Below are 24,119 nucleotides of genomic sequence, written 5' to 3' on the forward strand. Positions count from 1 at the left end.
GGGTGGTGCGGGTGTCATTAACCATTGCTTCGCTGCCTCACAATCAATGTCACAAATACGATTGCACCGATTACACCCAAGACCACCGAAACGGGGATTTCGAAAGGTGCAATGACGATTCGACTGATGATGTCGCAGGCCGTCACCACGCCGATACCCGTGAGGCATACCCACGGGAGGTTGCTGCGCAGGTCGTCGCCACGAATCATGGACACGATGTTCGGCACGATAAGGCCGAGGAACGGCAGATTGCCGACGACAACCGTCACGACACCTGTAGCGATGGCAATCAAACCGGTGCCCATGAGAAGGAGCCGCTGGTAATTCAGTCCAACATTGGTAGCAATGTCCTCACCGAGGCCGGCCACTGTGAGCCGATCTGCATAGAAGAAGACCGCAACGACTACTAACAGCACAACCCACAGGATCTCGTACTGGCCTTTGTACACAGAGGTAAAACTGCCAGCGAACCAGATGCCCAGACTTTGGAGCATGTCGGTTTGTAGAGCGAAAAAGGTCGAAACAGAGCTGACGACGGCACCCAGCATGATGCCGATAATCGGGACGATCAATGAGGACCGTAGGGAAACCCGTCGCAGGAACATGAAGAACACCATGGTTCCGATGAAGGAAAACAGCACCGAGCCCATCATTCGTTGAGAGATGGTTGCAGATGGAATGAGAACCATGGTGGCCAGCAAACCGAGGCCTGCCCACTCTGTGGTGCCCGTCGTTGTCGGTGACACGAAGCGGTTTTGCGTGAGCATCTGCATGACAAGTCCCGACATCGCCATGGCTGCACCAGCGAGGATGAGTGCGACTGTGCGTGGCACGCGCGTAATCGCAAACATTTCGCCACCGTCATCGGTGCCAAAGATGTCGTACTGGCCTGTCAGTAGAGATACGGCCAATAGTGCAGAAACAACGACGAGGCCCGCGATCAGCTTCCAATCGAAGAGACGGGAACGCGTGACCGCGGGTCGGACGTGGAGGAGGTCAGACACAGTAAGTGTTTTCCAATCAAACTAAGCAACGGAAACCGTCGGGCGAGGGGGCTGGTGCCGTGCGGTTTCCGTGAGCTGCCTATTGTGCGAGAAAGACTCGCAGGGAGTCGCTGCTACTTTGCGCTTTCGAAAGCATCTGCCATCGAGTTAAGAATCTCGGTGTACGTGATGATGTTTTCGTTGGTGTAGGTGTCCTCTGGCGCGTAGACAACGTGGGAATCCTTGATAGCCGACACGTTCTTCAGCGCTTCGTTGCCTTCAATAACATCCTTGGCTGGCTTGTATTCAGCCTCGTTGCGGGTGTTGGTGCCAGCATCGCGGTCGAGGATCAGGACCCAGTCTGGGTTGGACTTTGCGATGGTCTCAACGCTGACATCGTCACCTTCGTGGTTGTCGGATGCATTCTCAACTTTGAGAGCCGGGGTCATTCCAATGAGGTCGAAGAGGGGACCATAGGTACGTCCGACACTAGGTGCGATGTAACCAATCTCGCCACCGGAAACGTTGATAGCCATGACCTTCTTCGAAGGGTCGTATGCCTTCTTGGCGCGCTCGAGAGCCTTGTCAAAGTCCTCGATGAGCTTGGTTGCTTCCTCCTCCTTGCCGAAAGTGGTGCCGAGCAGCTCAGTCTGGCGCTTGATCTCCTCGTCGAAAGGCTTGTCTTCTCGCGGTTCGAATTCCACAACTGCAGCCTGCGGGTTCAGCTTCTTGATGTCTTCGTACTGCTTGGCAAAGCGCTGACCATTGACAACGAGATCTGGCTGTGCTGCAACCAGTGCTTCAAGGTTTGGCTCCTTGTGGGTGCCCATATCTGCGATGCTGTCGTCGTTCTTGTAGCTGTCAACCGTGAAAGGAATCAAAGCCTTTGGTGCAGCGACCAATGGGATTTCCCACTGGGAGAGAATTTCAAACGAACGGTTGTCAGTGACTGCAACTTTCTCAGCGTTTGCTGGAACGTTTTGCGTGCCGTGGTTGTCCTCAACACTGATGGTGTCACCGTTTGCCTGTGCTTCCTTGTCGCCCTCTGCTCCGCCAGCGTTGGAGCAGCCGGTCAGCGCAAGACCGAGAGCGGTGGCGGTAGCAAGAAGCTTGATTCGAGTGTTCGCCATGATGTCCTTTTTGATAGTGCCAATTCTTGATAGCCCCCACTAACCCAACTTTGTAGGTCAGCTTTAGGTAACAATGAAGTTAACACATGTAGGGTTCGGTAAGTCAAACCTTACCTAGTGGCGTAAGTTGCAATCTCGCCGTTGGCGTAGATGGGCCACTCTGATCTGATCGGAAGTTTAGTTGACCTAGCAGCAATTATGTTGGTGGTAGTTCGCGACCAGACGTTGAGCTGAGAAGCAAAAGGAGAGGGGTCGCACCATAAAACTGGTGTAACCCCTCCGTGAAAAAAATTTTGACTAGACGCACGATGCATCATGCATGTGACGCCTATCGTTTCCGGTACAAAGTCTTTCGTTGATATTTCGGCTCACTTGTGACGAGCACTCCCAAATTACGGAAGATGCCTTCGTCGACAGAACCGAGAATGGTTGTCGTATGAACATTGCAGTTGCGCAGATTCTTCAGCTCGGCAAGTGCGCGTTTCGCTTCGTCGTTAGACCCAGCGGATACGGACAGCGCAATGAGGACCTCATCTGTGTGTAGGCGTGGGTTGCGGCTGCCCAAATGGACGGTCTTCAGTGTTTGGATCGGCTCAATTGATGCTGGTGACAGCAAATGCAGCTCTGGGTCAATGTCGGCGAGGTACTTCAATGCATTCAGAAGCATCGCTGCCGAACAACCCAGCAGTGCAGATGTCTTACCGGTAATAATCGTGCCATCAGCCAGCTCGATGGCAGAACCTGGTGCGCCGGTTGCCTCTTCCACATCTAGGGCCGGCTTGACGACGCGCCGGTGCTGGGCCTTCGTTCCCGCCTTGGTCATGACCATCGCGATTCGACTTGAGACGGTGTCATCGAGCTCGTCGCGGTGTTCTTCGACGAGAGCCTTGTAATAGCGGCGAATGATCTCTTGGCGACTTGCTTCCTTGCAGACATCGTCGTCGGAAATACAGTAGCCAGCCATATTGACACCCATGTCAGTTGGCGACTGGTATGGCGATGAGCCATCCAACTTTTCGAGGAGTCCCTTCAAAAGCGGGAATACCTCGACATCCCTGTTGTAGCTGGTTGCTTGGGTGTTGTACGCAGCCAGGTGAAACGGGTCGATGAGGTTGATGTCGTCCAGGTCGGCCGTGGCGGCTTCGTAGGCGAGATTAACCGGATGCTCAAGAGGCAGATTCCAGATTGGAAAGGTCTCAAACTTCGCGTATCCGGCAGGAACGCCACGACGGAACTCGTGGTAGATCTGCGACAGGCAGGTGGCCAGCTTGCCAGACCCGGGACCCGGTGCAGTCACAACGATGAGATCACGGGTTGTCTCAGCGAACTCATTCATGCCGAAACCCTGGTCTGACACGATGGTTTCCACGTCGGTCGGGTAGCCAGGGATGACTCGATGGCGTGTGACCTTCAGCCCCAACCTCTGGAGGCGATCGATGAACGCAATTGCCACATGGTTGTCATCAGTGAGCTGCGTGACGACGACGTGTTCAACCAAAAAACCACGTTCACGGAATACGTCGATGAGGCGAAGGGCGTCGTCTTCGTAAGGGATATTGAGGTCTGCGCGCACTTTCTGGCGCTCAAGATCCTTGGCGTTGAGGCATACGATGATCTCGAGCTCGTCGCGTAGTCGGTCTAGCATCGCGATCTTGTTGTCTGGGGTGAATCCAGGGAGGACGCGGGATGCATGGAGATCGTCGAAAAGCTTGCCACCCATTTCGAGGTAGAGCTTGCCGTTTGATCCTCGTTCGCCACCGATAGCTTCTCGCCGCTCCTTGATGTGAGCGGATTGCATGTCAATGTACTTTTGATGGTCAAAACCAATAGGGTGCTGCAAATTTGGCCTTTCCCAGAGGGACGGATCCTGACTAATGGGAGTCTAGACCTTTTCTGTTCTCGAGTTATCTTCTGCTGCTTCAAGCGTGGCGTTGAAACTCTTCTTGGTGGCTTGCCATTCTGACTCGGTCATGCCGAGGCGCCAGTATCCAGAGATGGAAACATCTGACTTTGCGACGTCGTTGTCAATGAAAAGAAACCTTCGGACATCCTTAATCATTTCGGCAACGCCATGGACGAACCATGCCGTTCGCTGAGCTGGAATGCCATTACTGCGGAGGACATCTGAGAGTTGCGAACCTGGTCTCGATGAGCCACGAGTAATCCAGTGCAGATTGACCCCTTCGCGAGTAGGGAAATCGAAGGTTGATTGGGGACTAGCGACTTCTAGATACACATCGGCGGTTGCTGTGGCGGGTAGCATCTCGACGGCCGTCATCATTGCAGGTGCTGCTGTTTCATCGCCAGCAAGAATGAAGTGTTCATAGTCATCGGTAGGGTGCCAAGCTCCACCGGGGCCGAGGAAAGCGATGGTATCGCCGGGTTCGACATTACGGGCCCACGTGCTTGCTAGGCCTCCGTTATCGGAGTCATCACCATGGAGTACAAAGTCCAAGGCAAAGGAGCCTGTGTGGCTATTGACTGAATGCACTGTGTACGTGCGTGTCAGAGGCCATTGTTCACGGGGGAGTTCTTGTCGGATCTCACTCACTGAAAATGGCCAGGTATACGTCGCTTCTGCTGGCGGAAACGCGAGCTTAATGTAGTGGTCGGAATGTGGCAGGTGTAGTTCTTGGAGGACCTCGCAGTGCAGGTAAACCCTTAATAGTTCAGGTGAAAGGCCTCGCTTGTCGACGACAGTTGCTAGGTGAGTTGGACGACTCTTTGGTGATGGTTTCATTTGAGACTGACCGACTGTTGACTTCTTGTTCATGAGGAAAGCCTAGCCTTAATGATCCGGTTGACTCAATGTCTGAAATGAATGATGTAGAAATATTATTTTCAAAACGCAAAATTCCAAATGAATGTCGTTTAGTATCTGCGAATCGAGGGGCTCAACCGGCGTAGATAGGAACTAGTCCATCGTGGCACAAACATCACACTCAACCAGGACCATCAACCGACGCGCATTTCTCGGGGTAAGCGGCATTGCAGCAGCTGGGCTTGTCGTAGCTCCGGCGCTGGGGGCAGTACCGGCGGCGTATTCCGCGCCACCCGCGGATAGTGGGAAGTCTCAGATCACCATGAATGTGGGACGAGGAATGGCCGATATGACGGGCGAACCACTCGGGGCGGGTCTGAATGGTTATGCCGTGCTTTCACAGCAGGCATCAGGATTCCGACAGCGTCAATTCGCACGTGCCTTCATCTTTGAGGGCGACAACGGTGAGCGGGTTGTACATGTCACAGCAGATATGGGGCTGATGTTCCAGTCAATCCAGATGGAAGTGCTCCGCCGGCTGGCAGCAACTTATGGGGATCTCTATCACGAAGGCAACGTATTAATCGGTGCCTCTCATACGCACGTTGCACCGGGCGGGACCTCCGGTCACTTGATGGTTGACCTGACGACACTTGGATTCCGGCCGGTCACATTCGAGGCCTATGTAAAGGGGATTGTGCTTGCCATCGACCGTGCGCACACGGATCTCCAGCCGTCGAACATCTCCTTCACCCGAGCAGACGTTGACGATGCGGGTGTAAACCGCTCGAAGAAGAGCTTTGACCTCAACCCAGATGCCGAGAAGGCATTGTTCCCGGACGGCGTGGATAGGGAAGCAGCCACCTTGCACGTCCATCGCAATGGGCAAGGCGTGGGGTTCATCAATTGGTATGGCATCCACCCAACGACGTTCGGCCCAGAACACACAATCGTGTCGGGAGACAATAAGGGGTACGCTGCCTGGCTTGTTGAACATCGAGCTGGGGTAGACCATATGACCCCAGCAGACGCGCCGTTCGTGGCTGCATTTGCAATGTCCACTCCGGGAGACGTCAGCCCAAATCATGGTCTTATCCCAGACACTGGCCCACATCCGGGCAATCAGTATGAATCGGCACGGGAACTCGGTCGTCGACAAGTAGAAGGCATCAAAGGTCGAGCGATTGACATCCACGGCACCGACGTAGACATGCGTTGGCAGTGGGTCGATATGGCAAACGTCGAAGTGGCAGCTGAATTTACTCCAGACCATAAGCCAGGAAAGACGGGCCCAGCGATTCTCGGTGCTGCCTTCGCCGCATCAAGTCAGGAAGACGGCGGTGGCGAACCGATGCTCGGCTTCAACGAGGGCGAACGGGGTGGTACGCGATGGGTCGATGCTGTCAACAAAGTGGTAGTGCCACCACACGCTGCCGATATCCACAGCCCAAAAGAAATGCTTTTACCTGTGGGATTTGTACCGGGCCTGCTGCAACAAAAGCATATCTTCCATGTACATCGAATCGGCGGACTTACCATCGCTTCACTCGCCTTCGAACCTACGACAATGTCTGGTTACCGAATGCGCCGTCTCGTCGCCGATACGCTCGAAGTACCCATTGAGACAGTTATCGTTCAGGGATATGTCTCCGGCTATGGCCACTACATCACGACCCCCGAAGAATACGATGGTCAAGACTACGAAGGTGGTGCAACCGCTTTTGGGCGCCTCACCTTGCCTGCGGCGCAACAAACGTTCCACCACTTGACGACGGCATTGCACGCAGGCATCCCCGTCAACTCAGGGGAAGCTGCCGGAGATCTCACTGGCATTATCCCGCCAGCGCCAACCGGAAATCCGACGGTCGACCTCACTCCATTAGGGCAAGACTTTGGGGCAGTCGTCGAAGAGCCGGAATCACCAGTATCGATGGGAACAGCAGCTGCGATCACGTTTGTTGGCGCGAACCCGAACAGTGATCTGCGACATGAAAAGGGCTTCCTCGCGGTACGAGATAGTGCTGGCGTAGTCGTCGCGGATGACTGCCATGAGAACACTGTCATCGAATTTGCGAAGAACGGTGCGGTCACGATGACGACGATCACGTGGATTCCAGAAGGCGTCGCGCCGGGCATCTACACCGTGGAATTCCACGGATCCTCCCGAGGTGCGAACGGGGCACTGACCCCATTCACAGGTTCCGCAGAAGTCGAAGTCCGCTAGGGCTGGCACCGCAAATCAGGGACATTAGAAATTGTGGAGCCCTTGATAGTGCGGACCTCAACTAACCCGTGCAATATTGACAGTGGACGTTAATTTTACCGTTCAACGCATTGCGCACTTCCTATCAAAGCATGCGATGCGCTGGAAATACGAGGAGAAGCAACATCATGGCTGATGACAACCGCGGATACGATCCGTTCGGTGATGCCCCGTTCAATCCTGAGGAGTCTGGAAACACCAACCCGCAGAATCAGGGGAACACCAACCCGCAGAATCAGGATTACACTGGCCAGAGCGGCTACGGTCAGGGCGGATATAGCCAGGGCGGCTACAGTCAGAGTGGCCAAAACCAAGGCGGATATAGCCAGGGTGGATACGGCCAGGGCAGCTACACGGAAGGTCCTGGTTACCAGGGCTATAACCCCGGCTATGCTGCAGGTGCAGGGTATCCGCAAGGTGGAATGAATCAAACTATGAATCCTGGCGAAGGTGTCAAGCAGCCAGGAGGTGATCAGCCACCGCAGATCCCAGTGATGTCTGGCGAGACACCGTTTTCGATCACAGAAAGCATTGGAGTCGGATTCAAGCGGATGAACGCGAATGTTGGCACGTGGCTGGGAATCACCCTAGTTTTCATCGCCGTGATTTTGCTTCTGGTCGGCGCTATGGTGGCTACCATCTTTGCCACTATGCCAATGGATCCTGCCACCGACACACCCGCAATGTCTCCTACCGGTGAGGACATTGGGGTGATGATGAGCTCGATCAGTATCTTCTACTTGCTGCTGTTCGTCTTCAGTTTCTTCATCAACATCTTTTTCTACCGTGGCGCATTCGAGGAAGTGGATGGTCGACCTGCGTCGTTCAAGTCCTTCTTCAAGGTAAACCGGTGGGGTTCACTGATCGGCGTCTATATTCTGACTGGAGTCGTTTCCTTCGTCGGAATGCTGCCAGGGCTTGCTCTGATTGCAATTGGCGGAATCATGATGGGGGAGAATGGCTCGACTCCAGGAGTCATTCTCTTGATTCTCGGTTATGTCATCATGATCGCTCTCGCGATTGTGATTTCCACAATCACCACGTTTATGCCACTCCTGGTCATGGACGGTCGTTCTTCGGTCATGGGTTCTCCTGCAGTGGCATGGAAGATCGTCAAACCAAAGTTCTTCCAAGTCCTTATTGCTCTCATCCTTATCAGCATCGTGTCTGGAATCGGTGCACTCGCGCTGTACATTGGCTTGATCTACACCGTGCCAATTGGCTTGATTGCAACAGTTCACCTGTACCGCCAGCTGATTGGTGGACGTCGCCCAGTGCCAATGCCGTAGCATTCCATTCTTTCAGCGGAAGTTGCTAGGTAACGGCCGTCGCAAAGCAAAGATCCGCTGCAAAGCAAAAGAGCTCGTGATCCGGACTGACCGGACACGAGCTCTTCCTTTGAATGGCAAAGTCACCGAAGTGACGTGCCAGGAAAGTGTTTAGCGAGTCTCTTCGCTAAAGATTGCCTGTGCAACACCCTCGATGGTTGCAGCGATCTTAACAGCTTCCCAGACTTGCTCCTTGGTGAGACCCTCTTCGCGAACGACCTTGTCGTGTGCGACGGTGCACTGCTCACAGCCATTGATGGTCGAAACAGCGAGGGACCACAACTCGAAGTCAGCCTTTTCGACGCCAGGCTTCGCGATGATGTTCATGCGTAGACCGAACTTCACCTGGGCGAAGTCGTCGCCGAGCCAGTGCTTTGCACGGTAAGCAACGTTGTTCATGCCCATGATCGACGCAGCGCCGAGAGCGGCTTCAAATGCCTCGTCGGAAAGGTGAGACTTAGCCTCATCTGCGACCTCCGAGAACACAGTGGCGTTCTTGGTGGCTGCAGCGGATGCGACCAGTGCGCCCCACAGCTGCTGCTCGTTGAGCTCGGTGGATCGGGTCAGCGAACCGAGGTTCAGCTTCAGATCCTTTGCGTACTCTGGGAGACCAGAGCGAAGGTTATCAATGCTCATATTATTTACTTCAGCTCCTGCTTCAGAACGTCCATCTTGTCGATGACCTTGGTTGGGTCATTCTTCTGCCAGTTGCAAGCACAAACTTCCTCGGACTGCAGAGCGTCGAGAACACGCAGAACCTCGTCAACGTTACGGCCAACAGCGTCTGGGGTAACGGAAACGAACTGGATGATGCCATCTGGGTCGATGATGAAGGTTGCACGGTCTGCAACACCGTCTGCATTCTCGACACCGAGTGCGCGCATCAGATCGTGGCGAACGTCAGCGAACATTGGGTAAGGAACCTCAAGCAGCTCTGGGTGGGTTGCACGCCAGTTAAAGTGCGAAAACTCGTTGTCGCCAGAGCCACCGAGAACGACGGTGTCGCGATCCTCGAACTCGTCGTAAATCTTGCCGAATGCAGCGATCTCAGTTGGGCATACGAAGGTGAAGTCCTTCGGGTAGAAGAAAACAACCTTCCACTTGCCCTCGTAAGAGTTCTGGTCGACCTGCTCGAAGTAGTCTTCTGGAGCCTGTGCGTTAGCGTCGCGCAGGTTGCCGCCCTTCAGAGCGGTGAGGGAAAACTCTGGAAACTTGTCGCCAACGGTAAGAATGGCCATGTGATCCTCCTGGAACATAAGTGCCGGTTATTCGGTCCGCCCTCAATTATGCCTATCAAAGTTCAGTCCGTCAAGAGGAAAACCTAAAAAGTGTTGTGTACAATGATAGGTATGCGTAATAGAGATTATCGCCCGACGCTGCCACAGCTGAGGGCATTCGTGGCTATCGCGGACACCGGTCACTTCGGTCAGGCAGCTCAACGCCTGGGTATTTCACAACCGTCCCTTTCTCAAGCATTGTCTACTCTCGAACAGGGTTTGGGCGTTCAACTTGTTGAACGGTCGACACGTCGAGTCCTGATTACCCCTCTCGGCCGTGGACTGATTCCATTGGCGCGTCAAGCATCGGAAATTGTCGATGACATCGTTGATAGGGCAGCAGGTCGTACTGACGACCTCTCCGGACCGTTATCCATTGGTTTCATCCCCACCGTCGCGCCATATATTCTTCCGAACTTTTTGCGCACGGTAAGAGATGAACTGCCCGAATTGCAGCCTCGGATCCTAGAAGAGCAGACGAGCCACCTGGTCGACGCGCTGCGTTCTGGAGCCATTGATGCAGCTGTACTGGCACTGCCATGTGGTGTCACGTCTTTTGAAGAGGTCCCGCTCTACGAGGAGGAGTTCCATATCGTCGTGCCGGAAGGACACGAGTTGGCTGGTCGAGACGATGTCCCCCTTAGTGTTTTGAGCGAAATGGAACTACTTCTGCTGGACGATGGGCACTGCCTCCGTGACCAGGTACTTGATCTGTGCAGGTCAGTTGATGCGATGCAGGCATCTGCTACTGGTTTGGAGACAAGGGCCGCTTCTTTGTCGACAGTCGTGCAGTGCGTAGTTGGTGGTCTCGGCGAAACCTTGGTGCCGGAATCAGCGCTTGCAGTCGAAGCCCAGCGCCCTGGCTTGGCGACGGCTCGTTTCGAAGGTCCAACCCGACCGGGTCGTACCATCGCGTTGATCCACCGAGCGTCGTCTGTTCGCGGCGGTGAATTCAACCAGATTGCTGACATTGTCCGTCGCTCGTATGAAGCCGCGATCGGAAACAATACTGCGAACGAAACTATCTCCAACAACATTAGTGTGGACGTTGGTGGCGACTCCGACACCGCGGAGAAGGCTCACGCCTAGCAGTCTTCTTCAACCTGCAGCTCCACCCCAAAATTCTATCCAGATTGAACCTCTAGTTTACGCATCCTGACCTCGCCGTTTTCGTCTGAAGCGGCGAGGTCAATTTCTGCCACGAACCGCCATCCGTGGTCGCCTTCTGGATCCGCAATGATCTGAGTTGCAAGCCAAACACCGTTGGAGTCCGCCTGGGAAGTGTCCAGTACAAACATGTCGCCGCCGCGCGCGGCTCCGTCGATGCCGACATCGTCGTATTCGTCGAAGTAGTCGTCCATTGCAGTGGGCCAATCTGGGGCATCGTCCAGATACGCGTCCATCGCTGCGAGTTCTTTCTCCTTCTCGAAGGCAAACAGCTGGACATGCCGGAACATGAGATTTCGCACCATACGGGTGAAAGCACGCTTGTTGCCGGTGAGCGGACGATTCTCGTCATCGGCACCGAAGGCTGCCTCCGCGAGGGTCTTTTCATCCAGCGGCTTGTCGGGGTCTGCCATTTGAGCCCATTCGTCGACCAACGACGAGTCCACCTGGACAATGAGCTCCCCGAGCCACGTCACAATGTCATCGAGCTCTTCACTTGAAGCTTCCAGGGGCAGGGTATGGCGTAGGGTACGCCAAGCGTCCGTGAGATAGCGAAGTAAGACGCCTTCTGCGCGAGCAATCCCGAACTCGCTGATGACATCCGAAAACGTCATTCCCTCTTCAACCATCTGTCGCACGACAGACTTTGGTGAGAGCTCAAACTCCCGAACCCACGGGTGGCCTGCAGCATACGTCAGGTATGCGGCCTCCAACTCATCTGCAAGTGGTTGTGGCCACGTAATGTCTTCGACCAAGTTCATCCGTTCGGTGTAATCAACACCTTCGGCTTTGAGCGCAGCAATCTCTTCGCCTCGTGCCTTTTTCTGCTGCGCGATTAACAGTGGGCGCGGATCGCCCAAGATAGCTTCGAAGACGCTAATCACGTCAAGCGCGTAGGTATCGGATTCTTTGTCCAACAGTTCCAGCGCTGCGATAGCAAAAGGGGACAGTGGTTGGTTAAGAGCGAAGTCTCGCTGGAGTTCGACGGTGAGCTGTGGACGACCATCGTTGACTTCGACAATGCCTGCATTGACGAGTCCTCGGTAGAGCTCGATCGCCGTCAGAATTGCCTGATTCTGCTGGTGACGAGTGTCGTGGTTACCACGCAGAAGCTCCTTCATGTGCTGGAACGTATCGCCACCACGCGCAATGACGTTCAACAACATTCCATTGGACACCTGGAAACGGCTGGTCAATGGTTCAGGTGGTTGCACTACGATGCGGTCAAAGGTGGTTTCGGACCAAGTCACTTCGCCCTTGGGAGCAGCCTTTAGTCGAAGCTTCTTCAACTTTGCTTCATCTTGGCCTGCGCGCCGCCGCAGCTTCACATTCTCAATTTCATGCTCAGGGGCCTGCACAACAACCGTGCCTTCAGTGTCGTAGCCAGCGCGACCAGCACGTCCCGCAATCTGGTGGAACTCGCGCGATTTCAGTGTGCGCATCCGCGTGCCGTCAAACTTTGCCAGGCCAGTCAGCAGTACCGTACGGATTGGAACGTTGATGCCAACGCCCAATGTGTCTGTGCCACAGATCACTTTGAGTAAGCCAGTTTGAGACAGCTTCTCGACGAGTCGCCGATACTTCGGCAACATTCCTGCATGGTGAACACCAATGCCACGTCGCACCAGCTTGGACAGCACCTTGCCAAAAGTTGTGGTGAAACGGAAATCTCCGATTTCTTCGCGAATACGCTCTTTCTCTTCAGGCGTCACCAGTTTGAGGCTCGTCAGAGCCTGCGCACGCTCTACAGCTTCACGTTGGGAGAAATGAACCACGTAGATGGGCGCTTTACCCGATGAAAGCAGGTCATCAATAGTGTCGTGCACTGGCGAATAGACGTAATGGAAATCCAGTGGCACTGGTCGCGTGCTACCTGTGACGAGCTCGACATTACGACCGGTACGTCGTTTGAGATCCTCTTGGAACATCGAGACATCGCCCAAAGTGGCCGACATCAGCAGAAACTGGCATTTGTTCAGAATCAGTAGTGGAACCTGCCACGCCCAGCCTCGGTCTGGTTCGGCGTAGAAGTGAAACTCGTCCATGACGACTTGGTCAATTCGAGCATCTGCGCCATCCCGCAATGCAATGTTTGCGACAATCTCTGCGGTCGCACAAATGATTGGCGCCCCGCCGTTGACTGTGGCATCACCAGTCATCATTCCGACGTTCTCCGCGCCAAATACCTCGCACAATGCGAAGAACTTCTCACTCACCAAAGCTTTAATTGGGGCGGTGTAAAAGCTGCGCTGGCCGCGAGCAAGAGCCATGAAGTGAGCTGCAATTGCGACCATTGACTTGCCGGAACCCGTCGGAGTGGCCAAGATCACGTGATCTTGGCCAGCCAACGACAGCGTTGCTTCTTCTTGTGCCTCGTACAAACTGATGCCCTGGGACTTCGTCCATGAAATAAACGAGTCCGCAATGGCATCATCCATCAGCGACTCAGGTACATCTTTGAGATCACGAAGCAGCGAAACAAGCGGGGTCTTGGCGTTTTCTGACACGCCTCAACCCTAGCAACACCTGCGGATCGCGCTTAGAAGCGGAACCACGGCAGTCGTGGTCCTCGGCGTCCCTTCTTACGACGGTCGTCGTCCTCAGGATTCGACTCCTCGGCGTTCGCTGAATTCGGTGTAGTCTCCGCCGAATTGTCTAGATCAGTTGGCTCCGTTGTTGATCCGTCTGCAATGGTGTCGGAAGACGGCTCAGTAGAAGCAACGTTGGCGTCGGATTCGTCCTCATTGTCGAGCTCAGCGTCCACCTCAGACTCTGCGTCAACCTCTTCGAACGCGCGCTCCTCAGCCACGTGCTCGTCTGCTTCAAGCCGCTGAATCGCCTCCGCAATGCTCTCAACCACGTGCTTAGGATTGGTTGGCTTGGCGACGTCGTCGTCAGGCTCCGAGGTCTGAGATAGCTGTGACGCAAGGAATTTCTCGAATTCTGCGCCCAATTCGTCAGCAGATGGAATATCGCCATTCGGGCCAATCAAGGGGTTTGATTCGAGTGTGCGACGTCGCTGCTCATCTTCGTCGTACTGCTGTTCAAGCATGCCAACGATGCGGATGATCTCCTGCGATTCGTCGATCTGTTGCGCAAGCATTTGTTCGACGTGCTTTGACTCAGACTCCAACGACGCTAGTGGGAAAGTGAGCCCACAAGCATCAGCGACAGCTTCCAAAAGGCGAAGTGCAGCAAGTGGGTACTCGCCGTGCGCGACATAATGTGGCACCTGAGCAGTAAATCCACATGAAGTGCGACCGCGGCGATTCATCTCGAGCTCCAAACGAAGGCTCGCTGCACCGGGGACCGTCACCTTCTGACCCCACGTGCGATGCTTGGCCAAGATCTCTCGATCATTGCCATGCGCGATCAAGCCCATCGGGCGAGTGTGCGGCACGGTCATTGGTGCGGAATACAGCGAAATGGTCTTCGTCACGTTGAACTTTTCAGCTAACTCGACGACTGCAGACGAGAACGCATCCCACCGTAAGTCTGGTTCAGGGCCAGACAGGAGCAGGAAAGGGGCCCCTTCGTTATCCTGTACAACCTGCAGCGACAACTGGAGATCGGTCATATCCGCAACTTCATCGCCAATCATCGTGACTGCCGGGCGGCGAGATCGATAATCAACGAGCTCGTCGTTATTGAATACGACGAGCGGACGATGCTCCAGTGAATCAAGCAAATGTGTCGCACTATTCGCCACAGCCAGACCGGCGTCAGCGTATCCCTGGAGAGCTACCACCAAAGTGAGACCGCCCTTGTCACCACCAACTTCTGGGACGGGGAACTGCATTTCGTACATGCCGTTTGCCGGCTGTTCATTCTTGCGTTCCATGGGCTACTCCCTTCCGTAATCCTGCAAAGACAGCACACTAGCTCTCTTTAATCGTTCGATTTTATATCACCTGCGAGTGATTGTTCGTAGAACCCTTTAGTGGACACAACGACAAATCACACACATGTATTCCACAACCAAAGATTCATCCACAGGTTCCGTGCTCAGCTCCTGCTCGAGCCATCGTTGTTGGTCAGGTCTTGGGAGACTGCTTCTCGACGGCGGCTCGTCGTCACGCACACGGTTCCAACAGAGGAATCGTGCGGAGAGATCTGGGGGAACCATGACACAAGCGTCGTTGCGAACGCTACCTTTCGATATCACTGATCCAATTGCATTTTTGACGAATATTCCAGGACTGATTGGTTACTATCCGGCAGGCGAGATTCTCGTTTTCGGATCGACGTGGGAAGTTGTCGCAGGCCCAGAATCGGTGACCGAACATTTGCGGCCAGGTCCGTTACTGGTACGACCGCTGTGTGGTGACGAATCGTTGGTCGATCATCTCATTGACGTCGCTGTCACGCTGAGTCGTGAAGGGCACAATCGGGTGGATATCTTTGTGGTTGAAGACGGATGGGGAGGGGCAATGGGGGTTGCTCCAGACAAGGAAACCCTCGACGATATCTTTCACCCGCATGATATTTCGGTCGCTGGCTACTACGGAGTTCAGGAGCTGTACCAGGGAGAACTCGTCACAGATCGCGATGGCAACGCCATTGGCGAAGTCGGTTGCGTGTCAGTGAGCCCGTCAGCATTGGAATACACCCGAGCAGGCGAAACTATTGCCCCGAGCATCGATGAGGTACTGGATCGGTTTGCTGAGGATACCGTGCCACGTCGTGAGCTCGCGGCACGCGCGTTGCAGCTTGCTCGGGCTGATGTCCGTCGCCCAACTCGGTTGCGATTGGGGAAGCATAATCAGACTCTTGCGGTCTTCTTCACCGAATGGCAAGAGCTTATCGACGAGATTCGGTCAGGCACTCGATCTCTCGATCAGGTATTTGACGATGAGGCAAGCCTGCGAGTGATTGCTCGTTGCCTCGACAATGTCATCTTGCGCGACATGACGCTGACTGCCTTGGCCGATGACACTGCGGATACAGCTCGGGACGTGTGGTTGCAGTGCGCCCGGGTGTTTGCTGGAACAGCCCGCGCGAATGCGTTGGCCTGCTATGCCTTAGATAGGTTTCACGCTGGCATGTCACTGATTGCACAGGCAGCGCTATTCGTCGCAATGGAAACTGACCCCGAACACTCCTTGACGAGGCTTCTCGAACAAGCACTGTTCGCGCACATCATGGGGGATGCACTGCAAACGATGGTGGAGACTGCAGAATCTGTTGTGGATTCGGTGTTCGACCACCGCGACGCAGCGTAAGAGCGAACGCGTGGTGGTTACTGTCGTGGTTACTTCTGAATCACCATGACAGCGTGCGACAGAATATCTGGGATGTCGAGGGAGTGACCACCACGGGACATGGTTACACGGCCGTGATGGACTTCAACCTCGGCATCGGCACCCGGCATGATGCCCGCAGTGTGCAGACGCTTCATGTATGTCGGTTCAACCTGCAGGATCTCGTTGATCTGGATGACCGTCACCGTGTAGGGGCCGCCGCTAGGTAATTCAGACAGGCGAACCTGATTCTCGATGGGCTGTGGAGACTTTGGGGCACCTAGGGTATCGAGTCCAGGGATGGGGTTGCCAAAAGGTGAGCGTGTGTAGTCGCCGAGCACCTTAAGGAGTCGCTCCTCAACCTCGTCACTCATGACATGTTCCCAGCGGCACGCTTCGTCGTGGACCTTGTCCCATTCCAGGCCAATGACCTCAGTCAACAAACATTCGGCAAGACGGTGCTTGCGCATGACCGCTGTTGCTAGGGCACGACCAGTGTCGGAAAGCTGCAGGCTGCGGTCAGGCGCGACGGTGAGCAAGCCATCTCGCTCCATGCGAGCAACCGTCTGGCTCACGGTAGGGCCAGACTGCTCGAGTCGTTCAGCAATACGGGCACGCAGCGGAACGATGCCTTCTTCTTCGAGCTCAAAGATGGTACGCAAGTACATCTCCGTGGTATCGACGAGATCCCTCACACTGTCCTCCGTGCGGTAATGAACTGAAAACTTGTGCCTACGCTTACCAACGCTTACCAAATGTGCGTTGGCATAGGAACATGAGACTGCGAGGCGCCTCAATGAATATTCAAAACTGAATACTCAACAAGAGAAGACGCGAAACAATCTGACAACTATCTATAGGGTAACCAAAAAGACCGCCGATTGCTGGTGACACCACATAACAGGTGCAACAGGTGCTGGGTACCACGGCCCATTCAACGAAAAATCCGGTTCGTGTGTTCCCAGAGGGAATAACTGAACCGGATGATCAGGCTAAGCGCCTAGTCAGGTGCGTTACTAGCGTGCGTACTCGCGGAGCTTGGCAGCGCGTTCACCGTCGCGCAGTTTTGCCATGACTTCACGTTCGATCTGTCGCACGCGCTCGCGCGATAGTCCGAAGTGGCGCCCAATCTGATCCAACGTGCGTGGCAAACCATCATCGAGACCGTATCGAAGCTTAATTACTTCCTGCTCGCGGATCTCCAGTGTGGACAGCACCTTACGGACATCGTGGTGGCGGAGCGAAGCCACAACAGCTTCCTCGGCATCCGTAGCCTCAGAGTCTTCGATGAAGTCACCCAAAGGTGCTTCTTCATCAGTACCGACTGGCATGTCCAAGCTCACTGGGTCACGGGACTGACGCAGCAACATTTCAATCTTTGCTTCTGGAATGCCCGATTCCTCTGCCAACTCATCATTTGTAGCCTCACGGCCAAGCTGCTGATACAGCTCACGCTTAATCCGCGAAATCTTGTTGACCTGCTCTACCAAGTGGACTGGAAGGCGAATAGTGCGGGACTGGTCTGCCATGCCACGAGTAATCGCTTGGCGAATCCACCACGTTGCGTACGTGGAGAACTTGAAGCCCTTGGTGTAGTCGAACTTTTCCATCGCGCGGATGAGACCAAGGTTGCCTTCTTGGATGAGATCAAGCAATGGCATCCCGCGACCGGTGTAGCGCTTAGCCAGCGATACGACCAAGCGGAGGTTTGCTTCCAGCAAGTGGGCGCGAGCTGCCTTGCCTTCCTTTGCAATGATCTTGACATCGCGCTTCATAGCCCGAGTCATCTTTGCACCAGAGTTCAGAAGGTGCTCTGCGTAAACACCAGCTTCAATTCGCTTTGAGAGCTCGACTTCTTCTTCTGCCGAGAGAAGAGCCGTCTTGCCGATACCGTTCAGATAGACACGAACCAAGTCTGCTGAAGGATTATTATTATTTCCGCTTCTGCGTCCACGATCTTTGGCGGGAGCCTGATCGCTTTGCTCGTCATTTCGGATATCGGCACTCGTCATGGAATTGAGCCTCCTAGATGTCGACGTTCACAATGTACAACGCGATCGCGCTCACATTTGTTCCCACTTATGAAAATTAGTTCAAGAACCGACAAAAAGCGACGGAAGTTAGTGCTTTGTTACCGGAAAGTTAGCCTTGCAGCAGTGAATCGCTAACACTCGACAAGCACAGTGAAAGGTCCATCGTTTACCGAAGCTACTTTCATCATTGCACCAAACGAACCAGTCGCAACTTGGATACCGCGGTTGCGTAGTCCCTCCACGATTTTGTCGACAACCGGTTCAGCAATGTCTCCAGGTGCTGCCTCCGTCCACGATGGACGGCGTCCCTTCTTCGTCGCACCCATCAACGTGAACTGACTTACGACGAGAACCGGGGCACCAGCATCCTCGACAGACGCTTCGCCGTCGAGAATGCGCAGTTCAGCGATCTTGCGGACCATCGTCTCCCAGGCCTCAGGGGCATCGTCGCGACCGACCCCAACGAGTGCGAGTAGGCCTCCAGTGTCAGGGCAATCGATAGCGCCGACGACTTCTCCATCAACGGTGACACTGGCTGAGGTCACACGAGTCAATACGGCTTTCACTAGTCGTCTCCTTCATCGGAAAGTAGGTCTGCTGGCAACACGATGCCATGGCGCATGAGATCAACAATGACAGGGACCATGCCCTCTTTGACTTCGTCAGCAAGGCTCTCGTCGATTGCTCCCAGCATGGCCATGACATCGATGGTGGTGGCTAGGGAAGCCTCGGGCATCAGCGCAGAGAGAACCCTGTGCACCGCCTCATCAATATCGTGACTCCAGCGGGGGCCATCTGTTCGTGTGACTCGCAGTGCTGCAGGCGTGAACCCTTGGCCGAATTCCAGATCCGTCACCGAGACATTCTCGATTGCGACTCCTGGGCGTACTGCAAAACCAGTCGCAAGAATGTCGTCAGCTGTCTTATCGCGCAGCCATTCCGCGCGGAGCAGGTATTCACGTGCCTCAGCAGCGAACGGTCCAGCGAGCGCCTGGGGCATTTCCTCACAAACAATTGACGACGGAGCGTCAATACGCTGCAAAGTGATGTATCCGAATCCGATGCCTGCCACACCACTCGTCGCGAAGTGAGTGAGCCAGTCTCGAGTCTTTGCTCGACCTTCATGGCTTCGTGGATCGATGGATTCGTCGCGAAGCCAGGTGCCGACGTAGGTGGCGGGGTCGACGAGATCGCGTTGCACGATCCATGCTTCGACCCCGTGATCAGGTAGCCATGACGCGATTCGTTGTTGCCACGATTCGCCGTCCACATGAGCCCAAGCCCCAAGAAGGTGAGCTGTTCCGCCGAGTGTCAAATGGTCTGCAACATTGGACAGAACGAGTTCCGTAGCGCCATCGAGGTTCAATCCGGAATCACGGTAGACAAGGTCGACTTTCGGCATGCCCACAACAAACGGTGGATTTGCGACGACACGGTCAAAAGTGCGCCCGGCCACTGGCTCGAACCAGGAACCCTCGATGACGTCAGCTTGTTTAAGGTTCGCGGCAGCGAGCGTAGCGCGAGCGAAGAGATTCGCGCGTGGATGAATATCTGTGACCGTAATTGAGGACGCCTCAGGTTGGCCGAGAGCCTGCACGCCACAACCGCCACCGAGGTCGAGAACCGAGCCGACTGGATCAGACGGAGTGATGTCTAGCAGTGAACGAGAGGCGCGACCAACACCCAACACATGATTAGGGCCCGGCACGATGTCTCGCATGGACGCATCGCGGTCAGAAAACACAATGCGTTCGATGTCATTGATAACCACCGGGCGGATATCGATGGTTGCGTAGTAGTTGTAGGCATCGTCGGCACGGAGAACACCACATGATGCGCACGCTGAAAGAAGTTCGGCATCGAGTGCGGAAGTCAGATCCGCGGGATCACCAATGATAAGCGCACGAACAAGTGAAATTAGCGGAGCCGCGACAGTGGAGTTTGCAGCGACATCGAGCGTAAGGCTGATTGCTTCAGGTTCGCCACGGTCGAGAGCAGCCATTCCCTCGGTGCCGAGCAAAGCCTCGATGCCGGCGACTGAGTAATCGTGAGAACGAAGGGCTTCAGCCAGAGCAGCAGCGTGATCAAGGAACGAATGAAGCTGCTCATCACTGGGTGCGACATGGGGTGGACGTGCAGGCGTCGGAGTTAAGGCAGGTGGAGTCATCTAATCCAAATCTTCGGGCATGTCGATTACGACAGGCTCAGTGGTACGGGTGTCATCAGGTGCATCGTTAGGGGAGGTCGGCGAAGCATCATCGTCTGGCGGTGTGCTGTCGTTGTCGTGCACCTCGCCATCGTCGTGAGAAATCACCGTAGGCAGAGCACGTTGCTTGCTCTTTTCATCGTGAAGGGCAACCTGTTGTCTTTCCCATTCACGCTGCTCTTGCCTTGCTACGCCGGGTTTGTATACGCGTGGAGCGCGCTTGTCCTCCGGCTCACCAACACCGTTGGCGATGACAACGGCGATCCACGGCATCGGAACGGAAACAACCAGCAGGATTGCGGCCAGCCACTTCAAATCGGTCCACATAATGACGGCACCGCAGGCAAGTAGCAGCGGAATACGGGACCATTGCAAGACCGCGTAGGTGTGTCGTCGGTAGTTGTAGTTGCGAATTCTCGAACTGCTGGCGTCGGTAATAAGAGCGACGTCCCGCTTTCGTTTGATTCCTCGCAATGTGGCCATGTCTTGACAATACGCCCAGGGCTATTCTCTGTGCATGTTGCCCACAATCGGGGAGAAGTTCGGGGGCGGTTGCCCACATTGGTGTCTCAATAGTGCACAATCGATTGCTGTGAGCACGCCATTGAAGACAACGAAAACTATCGAACGGACCGATGAACGGACCGAACAGCGTGACGACACCCCGAAGTTCTTCCACTACGTAAAGAAGGACAAAATCGTGGATTCTGCCATTTCGGGCGCCATGGTCGTCGCCTTGTGCGGTGAGACGTTCCCGGTACGAAAGTCAGCTAAGCCTGGATCGCCGGTATGCCCAGACTGCGAGCGAATCTATAAGTCGCTGCGTCGCAAGTGAGTGGGCTTCGTAAATGGCAGCAGGAAGCACTAGATAAGTATCTTGCCACCAACCCCAAGGACTTCCTTGCGGTGGCAACGCCAGGTGCTGGTAAGACGACTTTCGCGCTTCGTCTTGCTTCCGAGCTGCTGTCCCGTCGAGTCGTCGACAGGATTATCGTTGTCGTGCCTACCGAGCACCTGAAGGTGCAGTGGGCTGCGTCTGCCGCGAGGAACGGGATCGCGCTCGATCCGAATTTCTCCAACTCGCGGGGCGTATTTAACCGTTCCTATAACGGAATTGTGGTGACCTATGCGCAGGTCGCTGTGCACCCCACGAAGCATTACGCCATCACGACTGCCGGACGTAGCCTCGTCATTCTCGATGAGGTACACCATGGTGGCGATGCCAAGAGCTGGGGAGACGGTATCGCTGAAGCGTACGGCGACGCTACCCGCAGGTTGTGCCTGACTGGTACTCCTTTCCGTTCTGACGATGCCGCCATCCCATTCGTCCGCTACGCCGACGACGGCGAGGGGCATCTGAAGTCCGTCGCCGATCACACGTACGGGTATTCGGATGCGCTTAACGACGGCGTCGTTAGGCCCGTTGTGTTTTTGGCGTACTCGGGAGAAGCCAGGTGGCGTGACTCGGCAGGTGAGGAGTTCGCTGCTCGGCTGGGCACGATTATGAGTCCAGAGGAAACGACTCGCGCGTGGCGCACGGCGCTCGATCCGAACGGCGACTGGATGCCATCTGTCTTGAATGCCGCACATCGTCGTTTGATGCAAATGCGCCAACACATTCCCGACGCTGGTGGATTGGTGATTGCTACCGATGCGACTACGGCTCGTGCGTATAAGCGGATGCTGGAACAAGTGTCGTCAACGCCGGTGTCGCTGATTTTGTCGGATGAACCTGGCTCGTCGGATCGCATTAAAGAGTTTTCAGACTCGACCGACGAATGGATGGTTGCTGTCCGCATGGTGTCTGAAGGCGTGGACGTGCCTCGTCTCGCTGTTGGCGTGTATGCGACAAGTTCGTCTACTCCGCTCTTCTTCGCGCAGGCCATCGGTCGATTTGTACGCTCACGTCGACCAGGGGAAACCGCGTCTGTGTTTTTGCCCAGTATTCCTGTGCTGCTCGACTTGGCATCTCAAATGGAAGTGGAACGCAACCACGTTCTGGGAGAGCCGCATCGCCCAAGTGAAGGCTGGGAAGACGATCTCGTCGCCGAAGCGAACCGTCAGCAAAACGAACCGGACGATCTCCCTGCCTACGAATCTATAGGCGCAGACGCTGAGCTCGACTATTTGATTTACGACGGATCATCCTACGGCACCGCAACCATTGCCGGCTCCGCTGAAGAGCAAGAATACCTCGGCTTACCTGGCCTCCTCGATGCCGAATCCATGCGCACCCTGTTGCAGCAACGGCAGGAGGAGCAGCTCAAGGCTGCCTCCGAACGGGAAAAGGAGCACCGTTCGCAGGGGGAATTGCGTGACGACGAATCGTCGCAAAGCAATGGCCCCACGCAGATTGAAGGGACTGCCTACCCACGCCCACAGCGTGTGGCTAGTGAGGAATTGCCGAAGCTGCGCAAGGAACTTAACACCTTGGTGTCAATGACCGCTGCGCGAACTGGCCGACCACATGGCCAGATTCACAATGAAGTGCGACGCAATTGCGGAGGCCCGCCAACAGCGCTGTGCTCAGCGGAGCAACTACGAGACCGAATCGCGTATTTGCGCCGTTGGTAATGGCTCTCGATCATCGCTGACATTCATTAGTTAAAGACGAAAATATTAGTGTTTGCTTGTAGTGTCGGATGTATGACGAATTCACCAAATTCGGGATACACAGGCGGCTACGACCCCTTCGGCGACGATAACTCTGGTGCTCAGTACGGCGCCAATCAACAAGCAGGAGGTTCCTTTAACCAGGAGCCCGGCAGCCAGGCTCAGGGGCCACAGGGCTATGCAGGCGCTTCGTACGCCCAAGGCTACGGAACACCACCACCTTCGGTCGCAAGTACAGGCATGGGCTGGGCAATTGCGGCTCTCATCATGGGCATCATTGCGCTGTTGACCAGCCTTTTTGTCATTGGAGGTTTCGCAGGCCTCATCGCCCTGATTCTGGCTGTAGTGGCGCTGGTGAAAGGATCAAAGGCTCGTAAGCTGGGGCTTCAAACCACCGGCACCACTGTCATGAGCGTGTTCGCCATCGTGTTGGCAGTACTCGCAATTATCGGTGCGTTCTTCATGACGGCCATCTTTGGCTCTGTATTTGGAGCGGTTGAACAGTGTAATCAGTACCAAAACGATCCAGAACTGATGCAAGAGTGCATTCAAGACTCCATTAACGAAAAGTTTGGCGTCAACTAAGTCAACTAGAGTTGACAGTATGAATACCGGATACCTCTGTACCTGTCTTTGTGCAGCCAAAGGTATCCGGTTTTGTTTTGATAAACGCAGCTCAGCCTGCACTTGAAAGGTCTCACATGGCAAACAATGCAACGCGCGAAAACACCTACGGAAAAGACGGCATTGATGGTGCTGGCGTTGGTAGAACCCTGGGGCTGTCTTCACTGATTCTCGGTATCGGTGCCTTGCTGTTTTCGTGGGTTCCGATCATGGGATCGGTTTTTGGAATCGTAGCGTTCGTTCTCGGCATCACAGCCATCGTCAAGTCACTCGGTGCCAAGAAGCGCGTGACGGCCGCTGGCCGGGAAGCGCGCACTGGCGGTGCTTTCGGGCTTGGCCTCATCGGTGTCTTCACAGGTGCAATTGCCATCGCTATTAATCTCGCAATTTATTTTGTGGCGCAGAACGCTATTGACGCCTGCGAACACATCGACAAGACAACCGCTGAGTACCAGAAATGCCTCAGCGACGAACTAGGAACGAAGTAAGTGACA

The 24,119-nt window shown here is 54.9% G+C and carries 20 protein-coding genes and 1 pseudogene; 8 read left to right on the forward strand and 13 right to left on the reverse strand.

What is annotated here, in order from left to right; genetic code table 11:
* Nucleotides 1–17: 17 nt before the first annotated feature.
* The 4 genes from WG938_RS05230 to WG938_RS05245 all read right to left on the reverse strand — a co-directional run bounded on the left by WG938_RS05230 (nucleotide 18) and on the right by WG938_RS05245 (nucleotide 4,886).
* Nucleotides 18–1,004, reverse strand: coding sequence for an ABC transporter permease (locus tag WG938_RS05230; RefSeq protein WP_339978206.1), 987 nt, complete (start codon nucleotides 1,002–1,004; stop codon nucleotides 18–20).
* 113 nt (nucleotides 1,005–1,117) lie between these two features.
* Nucleotides 1,118–2,113 carry a siderophore ABC transporter substrate-binding protein gene (locus WG938_RS05235; protein WP_339978207.1) on the reverse strand — a complete coding sequence of 332 codons (996 nt, stop codon included), beginning with the start codon at nucleotides 2,111–2,113 and terminating at the stop codon, nucleotides 1,118–1,120.
* 328 nt (nucleotides 2,114–2,441) lie between these two features.
* Nucleotides 2,442–3,953 (reverse strand): DUF1846 domain-containing protein, encoded by a 1,512-nt coding sequence (locus WG938_RS05240; protein WP_339978209.1) that lies wholly within the window; start codon nucleotides 3,951–3,953, stop codon nucleotides 2,442–2,444.
* A gap of 42 nt (nucleotides 3,954–3,995) precedes the next feature.
* Entirely contained in the window at nucleotides 3,996–4,886 is an 891-nt protein-coding gene (locus WG938_RS05245; protein WP_339978211.1) for a siderophore-interacting protein, read from the reverse strand.
* 151 nt (nucleotides 4,887–5,037) lie between these two features.
* On the opposite strand from WG938_RS05245, the gene WG938_RS05250 reads away from it, so the two are divergent.
* Together WG938_RS05250 and WG938_RS05255 are read left to right on the forward strand one after the other, a co-directional pair.
* Complete coding sequence (locus tag WG938_RS05250) at nucleotides 5,038–7,098, forward strand: neutral/alkaline non-lysosomal ceramidase N-terminal domain-containing protein (protein ID WP_339978213.1); 2,061 nt, start codon at nucleotides 5,038–5,040, stop codon at nucleotides 7,096–7,098.
* 167 nt (nucleotides 7,099–7,265) lie between these two features.
* Entirely contained in the window at nucleotides 7,266–8,426 is a 1,161-nt protein-coding gene (locus WG938_RS05255) for a hypothetical protein (protein WP_339978215.1), read from the forward strand.
* A 150-nt stretch (nucleotides 8,427–8,576) separates the two neighbouring features.
* Here the strand turns inward: WG938_RS05255 and WG938_RS05260 are convergent, their stop codons facing one another.
* Together WG938_RS05260 and WG938_RS05265 are read right to left on the reverse strand one after the other, a co-directional pair.
* Nucleotides 8,577–9,101, reverse strand: a complete 525-nt coding sequence (locus tag WG938_RS05260) for a carboxymuconolactone decarboxylase family protein (RefSeq protein ID WP_339978217.1) — start codon at nucleotides 9,099–9,101, stop codon at nucleotides 8,577–8,579.
* Between the two features lie 5 nt (nucleotides 9,102–9,106).
* The gene (locus WG938_RS05265; RefSeq protein ID WP_339978219.1) at nucleotides 9,107–9,703 is read right to left on the reverse strand and encodes a peroxiredoxin; all 597 of its coding nucleotides are present in this window, start codon (nucleotides 9,701–9,703) and stop codon (nucleotides 9,107–9,109) included.
* Between the two features lie 111 nt (nucleotides 9,704–9,814).
* On the opposite strand from WG938_RS05265, the gene WG938_RS05270 reads away from it, so the two are divergent.
* Complete coding sequence (locus WG938_RS05270; protein WP_339978221.1) at nucleotides 9,815–10,831, forward strand: hydrogen peroxide-inducible genes activator; 1,017 nt, start codon at nucleotides 9,815–9,817, stop codon at nucleotides 10,829–10,831.
* Between the two features lie 35 nt (nucleotides 10,832–10,866).
* On the opposite strand, the gene WG938_RS05275 is transcribed toward WG938_RS05270, so the two are convergent.
* Together WG938_RS05275 and WG938_RS05280 are read right to left on the reverse strand one after the other, a co-directional pair.
* A complete protein-coding gene (locus WG938_RS05275) occupies nucleotides 10,867–13,347 on the reverse strand; it encodes a DEAD/DEAH box helicase (RefSeq protein WP_339978853.1) in 2,481 nt (826 codons plus the stop codon).
* A gap of 482 nt (nucleotides 13,348–13,829) precedes the next feature.
* A pseudogene (locus WG938_RS05280) lies at nucleotides 13,830–14,750 on the reverse strand (PAC2 family protein); the annotation flags it as partial.
* 283 nt (nucleotides 14,751–15,033) lie between these two features.
* Between WG938_RS05280 and WG938_RS05285 the strand changes: the two are divergent.
* Nucleotides 15,034–16,131 carry a DUF4192 domain-containing protein gene (locus tag WG938_RS05285; protein ID WP_339978225.1) on the forward strand — a complete coding sequence of 366 codons (1,098 nt, stop codon included), beginning with the start codon at nucleotides 15,034–15,036 and terminating at the stop codon, nucleotides 16,129–16,131.
* A 29-nt stretch (nucleotides 16,132–16,160) separates the two neighbouring features.
* On the opposite strand, the gene WG938_RS05290 is transcribed toward WG938_RS05285, so the two are convergent.
* The 5 genes from WG938_RS05290 to WG938_RS05310 form a co-directional block, all read right to left on the reverse strand.
* Nucleotides 16,161–16,844, reverse strand: coding sequence for a metal-dependent transcriptional regulator (locus WG938_RS05290; RefSeq protein WP_339978226.1), 684 nt, complete (start codon nucleotides 16,842–16,844; stop codon nucleotides 16,161–16,163).
* Between the two features lie 321 nt (nucleotides 16,845–17,165).
* A complete protein-coding gene (locus tag WG938_RS05295; protein WP_339978228.1) occupies nucleotides 17,166–18,161 on the reverse strand; it encodes a sigma-70 family RNA polymerase sigma factor in 996 nt (331 codons plus the stop codon).
* Nucleotides 18,162–18,313: 152 nt separating this feature from the next.
* Nucleotides 18,314–18,748, reverse strand: coding sequence for a D-aminoacyl-tRNA deacylase (gene dtd / locus WG938_RS05300; RefSeq protein WP_339978230.1), 435 nt, complete (start codon nucleotides 18,746–18,748; stop codon nucleotides 18,314–18,316).
* Nucleotides 18,748–20,349, reverse strand: coding sequence for a DUF7782 domain-containing protein (locus WG938_RS05305; protein ID WP_339978232.1), 1,602 nt, complete (start codon nucleotides 20,347–20,349; stop codon nucleotides 18,748–18,750). The genes dtd and WG938_RS05305 overlap by 1 nt, the downstream gene beginning before the upstream one ends.
* Nucleotides 20,350–20,871: a DUF3099 domain-containing protein gene (locus WG938_RS05310; protein ID WP_339978234.1), complete on the reverse strand. Its 522-nt coding sequence runs from the start codon at nucleotides 20,869–20,871 to the stop codon at nucleotides 20,350–20,352.
* A 109-nt stretch (nucleotides 20,872–20,980) separates the two neighbouring features.
* Here WG938_RS05310 and WG938_RS05315 point away from each other — a divergent pair, with 109 nt between their 5' ends.
* The 4 genes from WG938_RS05315 to WG938_RS05330 all read left to right on the forward strand — a co-directional run bounded on the left by WG938_RS05315 (nucleotide 20,981) and on the right by WG938_RS05330 (nucleotide 24,113).
* On the forward strand, nucleotides 20,981–21,223 hold the full coding sequence (locus WG938_RS05315; protein WP_339978236.1) for a DUF3039 domain-containing protein: 243 nt from the start codon (nucleotides 20,981–20,983) through the stop codon (nucleotides 21,221–21,223).
* Nucleotides 21,220–22,962: a DEAD/DEAH box helicase gene (locus WG938_RS05320; RefSeq protein ID WP_339978238.1), complete on the forward strand. Its 1,743-nt coding sequence runs from the start codon at nucleotides 21,220–21,222 to the stop codon at nucleotides 22,960–22,962. The genes WG938_RS05315 and WG938_RS05320 overlap by 4 nt, the downstream gene beginning before the upstream one ends.
* A gap of 72 nt (nucleotides 22,963–23,034) precedes the next feature.
* Nucleotides 23,035–23,586 carry a hypothetical protein gene (locus tag WG938_RS05325; RefSeq protein WP_339978240.1) on the forward strand — a complete coding sequence of 184 codons (552 nt, stop codon included), beginning with the start codon at nucleotides 23,035–23,037 and terminating at the stop codon, nucleotides 23,584–23,586.
* A gap of 116 nt (nucleotides 23,587–23,702) precedes the next feature.
* Nucleotides 23,703–24,113: a hypothetical protein gene (locus WG938_RS05330; protein WP_339978242.1), complete on the forward strand. Its 411-nt coding sequence runs from the start codon at nucleotides 23,703–23,705 to the stop codon at nucleotides 24,111–24,113.
* Nucleotides 24,114–24,119: the final 6 nt, after the last annotated feature.

Source organism: Corynebacterium sp. H113, assembly GCF_037572315.1.
GTDB lineage: Bacteria > Actinomycetota > Actinomycetes > Mycobacteriales > Mycobacteriaceae > Corynebacterium.

What these genes read in the sequence shown, in the direction of transcription:
- WG938_RS05235 (WP_339978207.1), bottom strand. Translation starts at nt 2,113, where the DNA reads ATGGCGAACACTCGAATCAAGCTTCTTGCTACCGCCACCGCTCTCGGT.
- WG938_RS05245 (WP_339978211.1), bottom strand. Translation starts at nt 4,886, where the DNA reads ATGAACAAGAAGTCAACAGTCGGTCAGTCTCAAATGAAACCATCACCA.
- WG938_RS05255 (WP_339978215.1), top strand. Translation starts at nt 7,266, where the DNA reads ATGGCTGATGACAACCGCGGATACGATCCGTTCGGTGATGCCCCGTTC.
- WG938_RS05260 (WP_339978217.1), bottom strand. Translation starts at nt 9,101, where the DNA reads ATGAGCATTGATAACCTTCGCTCTGGTCTCCCAGAGTACGCAAAGGAT.
- WG938_RS05265 (WP_339978219.1), bottom strand. Translation starts at nt 9,703, where the DNA reads ATGGCCATTCTTACCGTTGGCGACAAGTTTCCAGAGTTTTCCCTCACC.
- WG938_RS05270 (WP_339978221.1), top strand. Translation starts at nt 9,815, where the DNA reads ATGCGTAATAGAGATTATCGCCCGACGCTGCCACAGCTGAGGGCATTC.
- WG938_RS05275 (WP_339978853.1), bottom strand. Translation starts at nt 13,347, where the DNA reads ATGGATGATGCCATTGCGGACTCGTTTATTTCATGGACGAAGTCCCAG.
- WG938_RS05285 (WP_339978225.1), top strand. Translation starts at nt 15,034, where the DNA reads ATGACACAAGCGTCGTTGCGAACGCTACCTTTCGATATCACTGATCCA.
- WG938_RS05295 (WP_339978228.1), bottom strand. Translation starts at nt 18,161, where the DNA reads ATGACGAGTGCCGATATCCGAAATGACGAGCAAAGCGATCAGGCTCCC.
- WG938_RS05305 (WP_339978232.1), bottom strand. Translation starts at nt 20,349, where the DNA reads ATGACTCCACCTGCCTTAACTCCGACGCCTGCACGTCCACCCCATGTC.
- WG938_RS05310 (WP_339978234.1), bottom strand. Translation starts at nt 20,871, where the DNA reads ATGGCCACATTGCGAGGAATCAAACGAAAGCGGGACGTCGCTCTTATT.
- WG938_RS05325 (WP_339978240.1), top strand. Translation starts at nt 23,035, where the DNA reads ATGACGAATTCACCAAATTCGGGATACACAGGCGGCTACGACCCCTTC.
- WG938_RS05330 (WP_339978242.1), top strand. Translation starts at nt 23,703, where the DNA reads ATGGCAAACAATGCAACGCGCGAAAACACCTACGGAAAAGACGGCATT.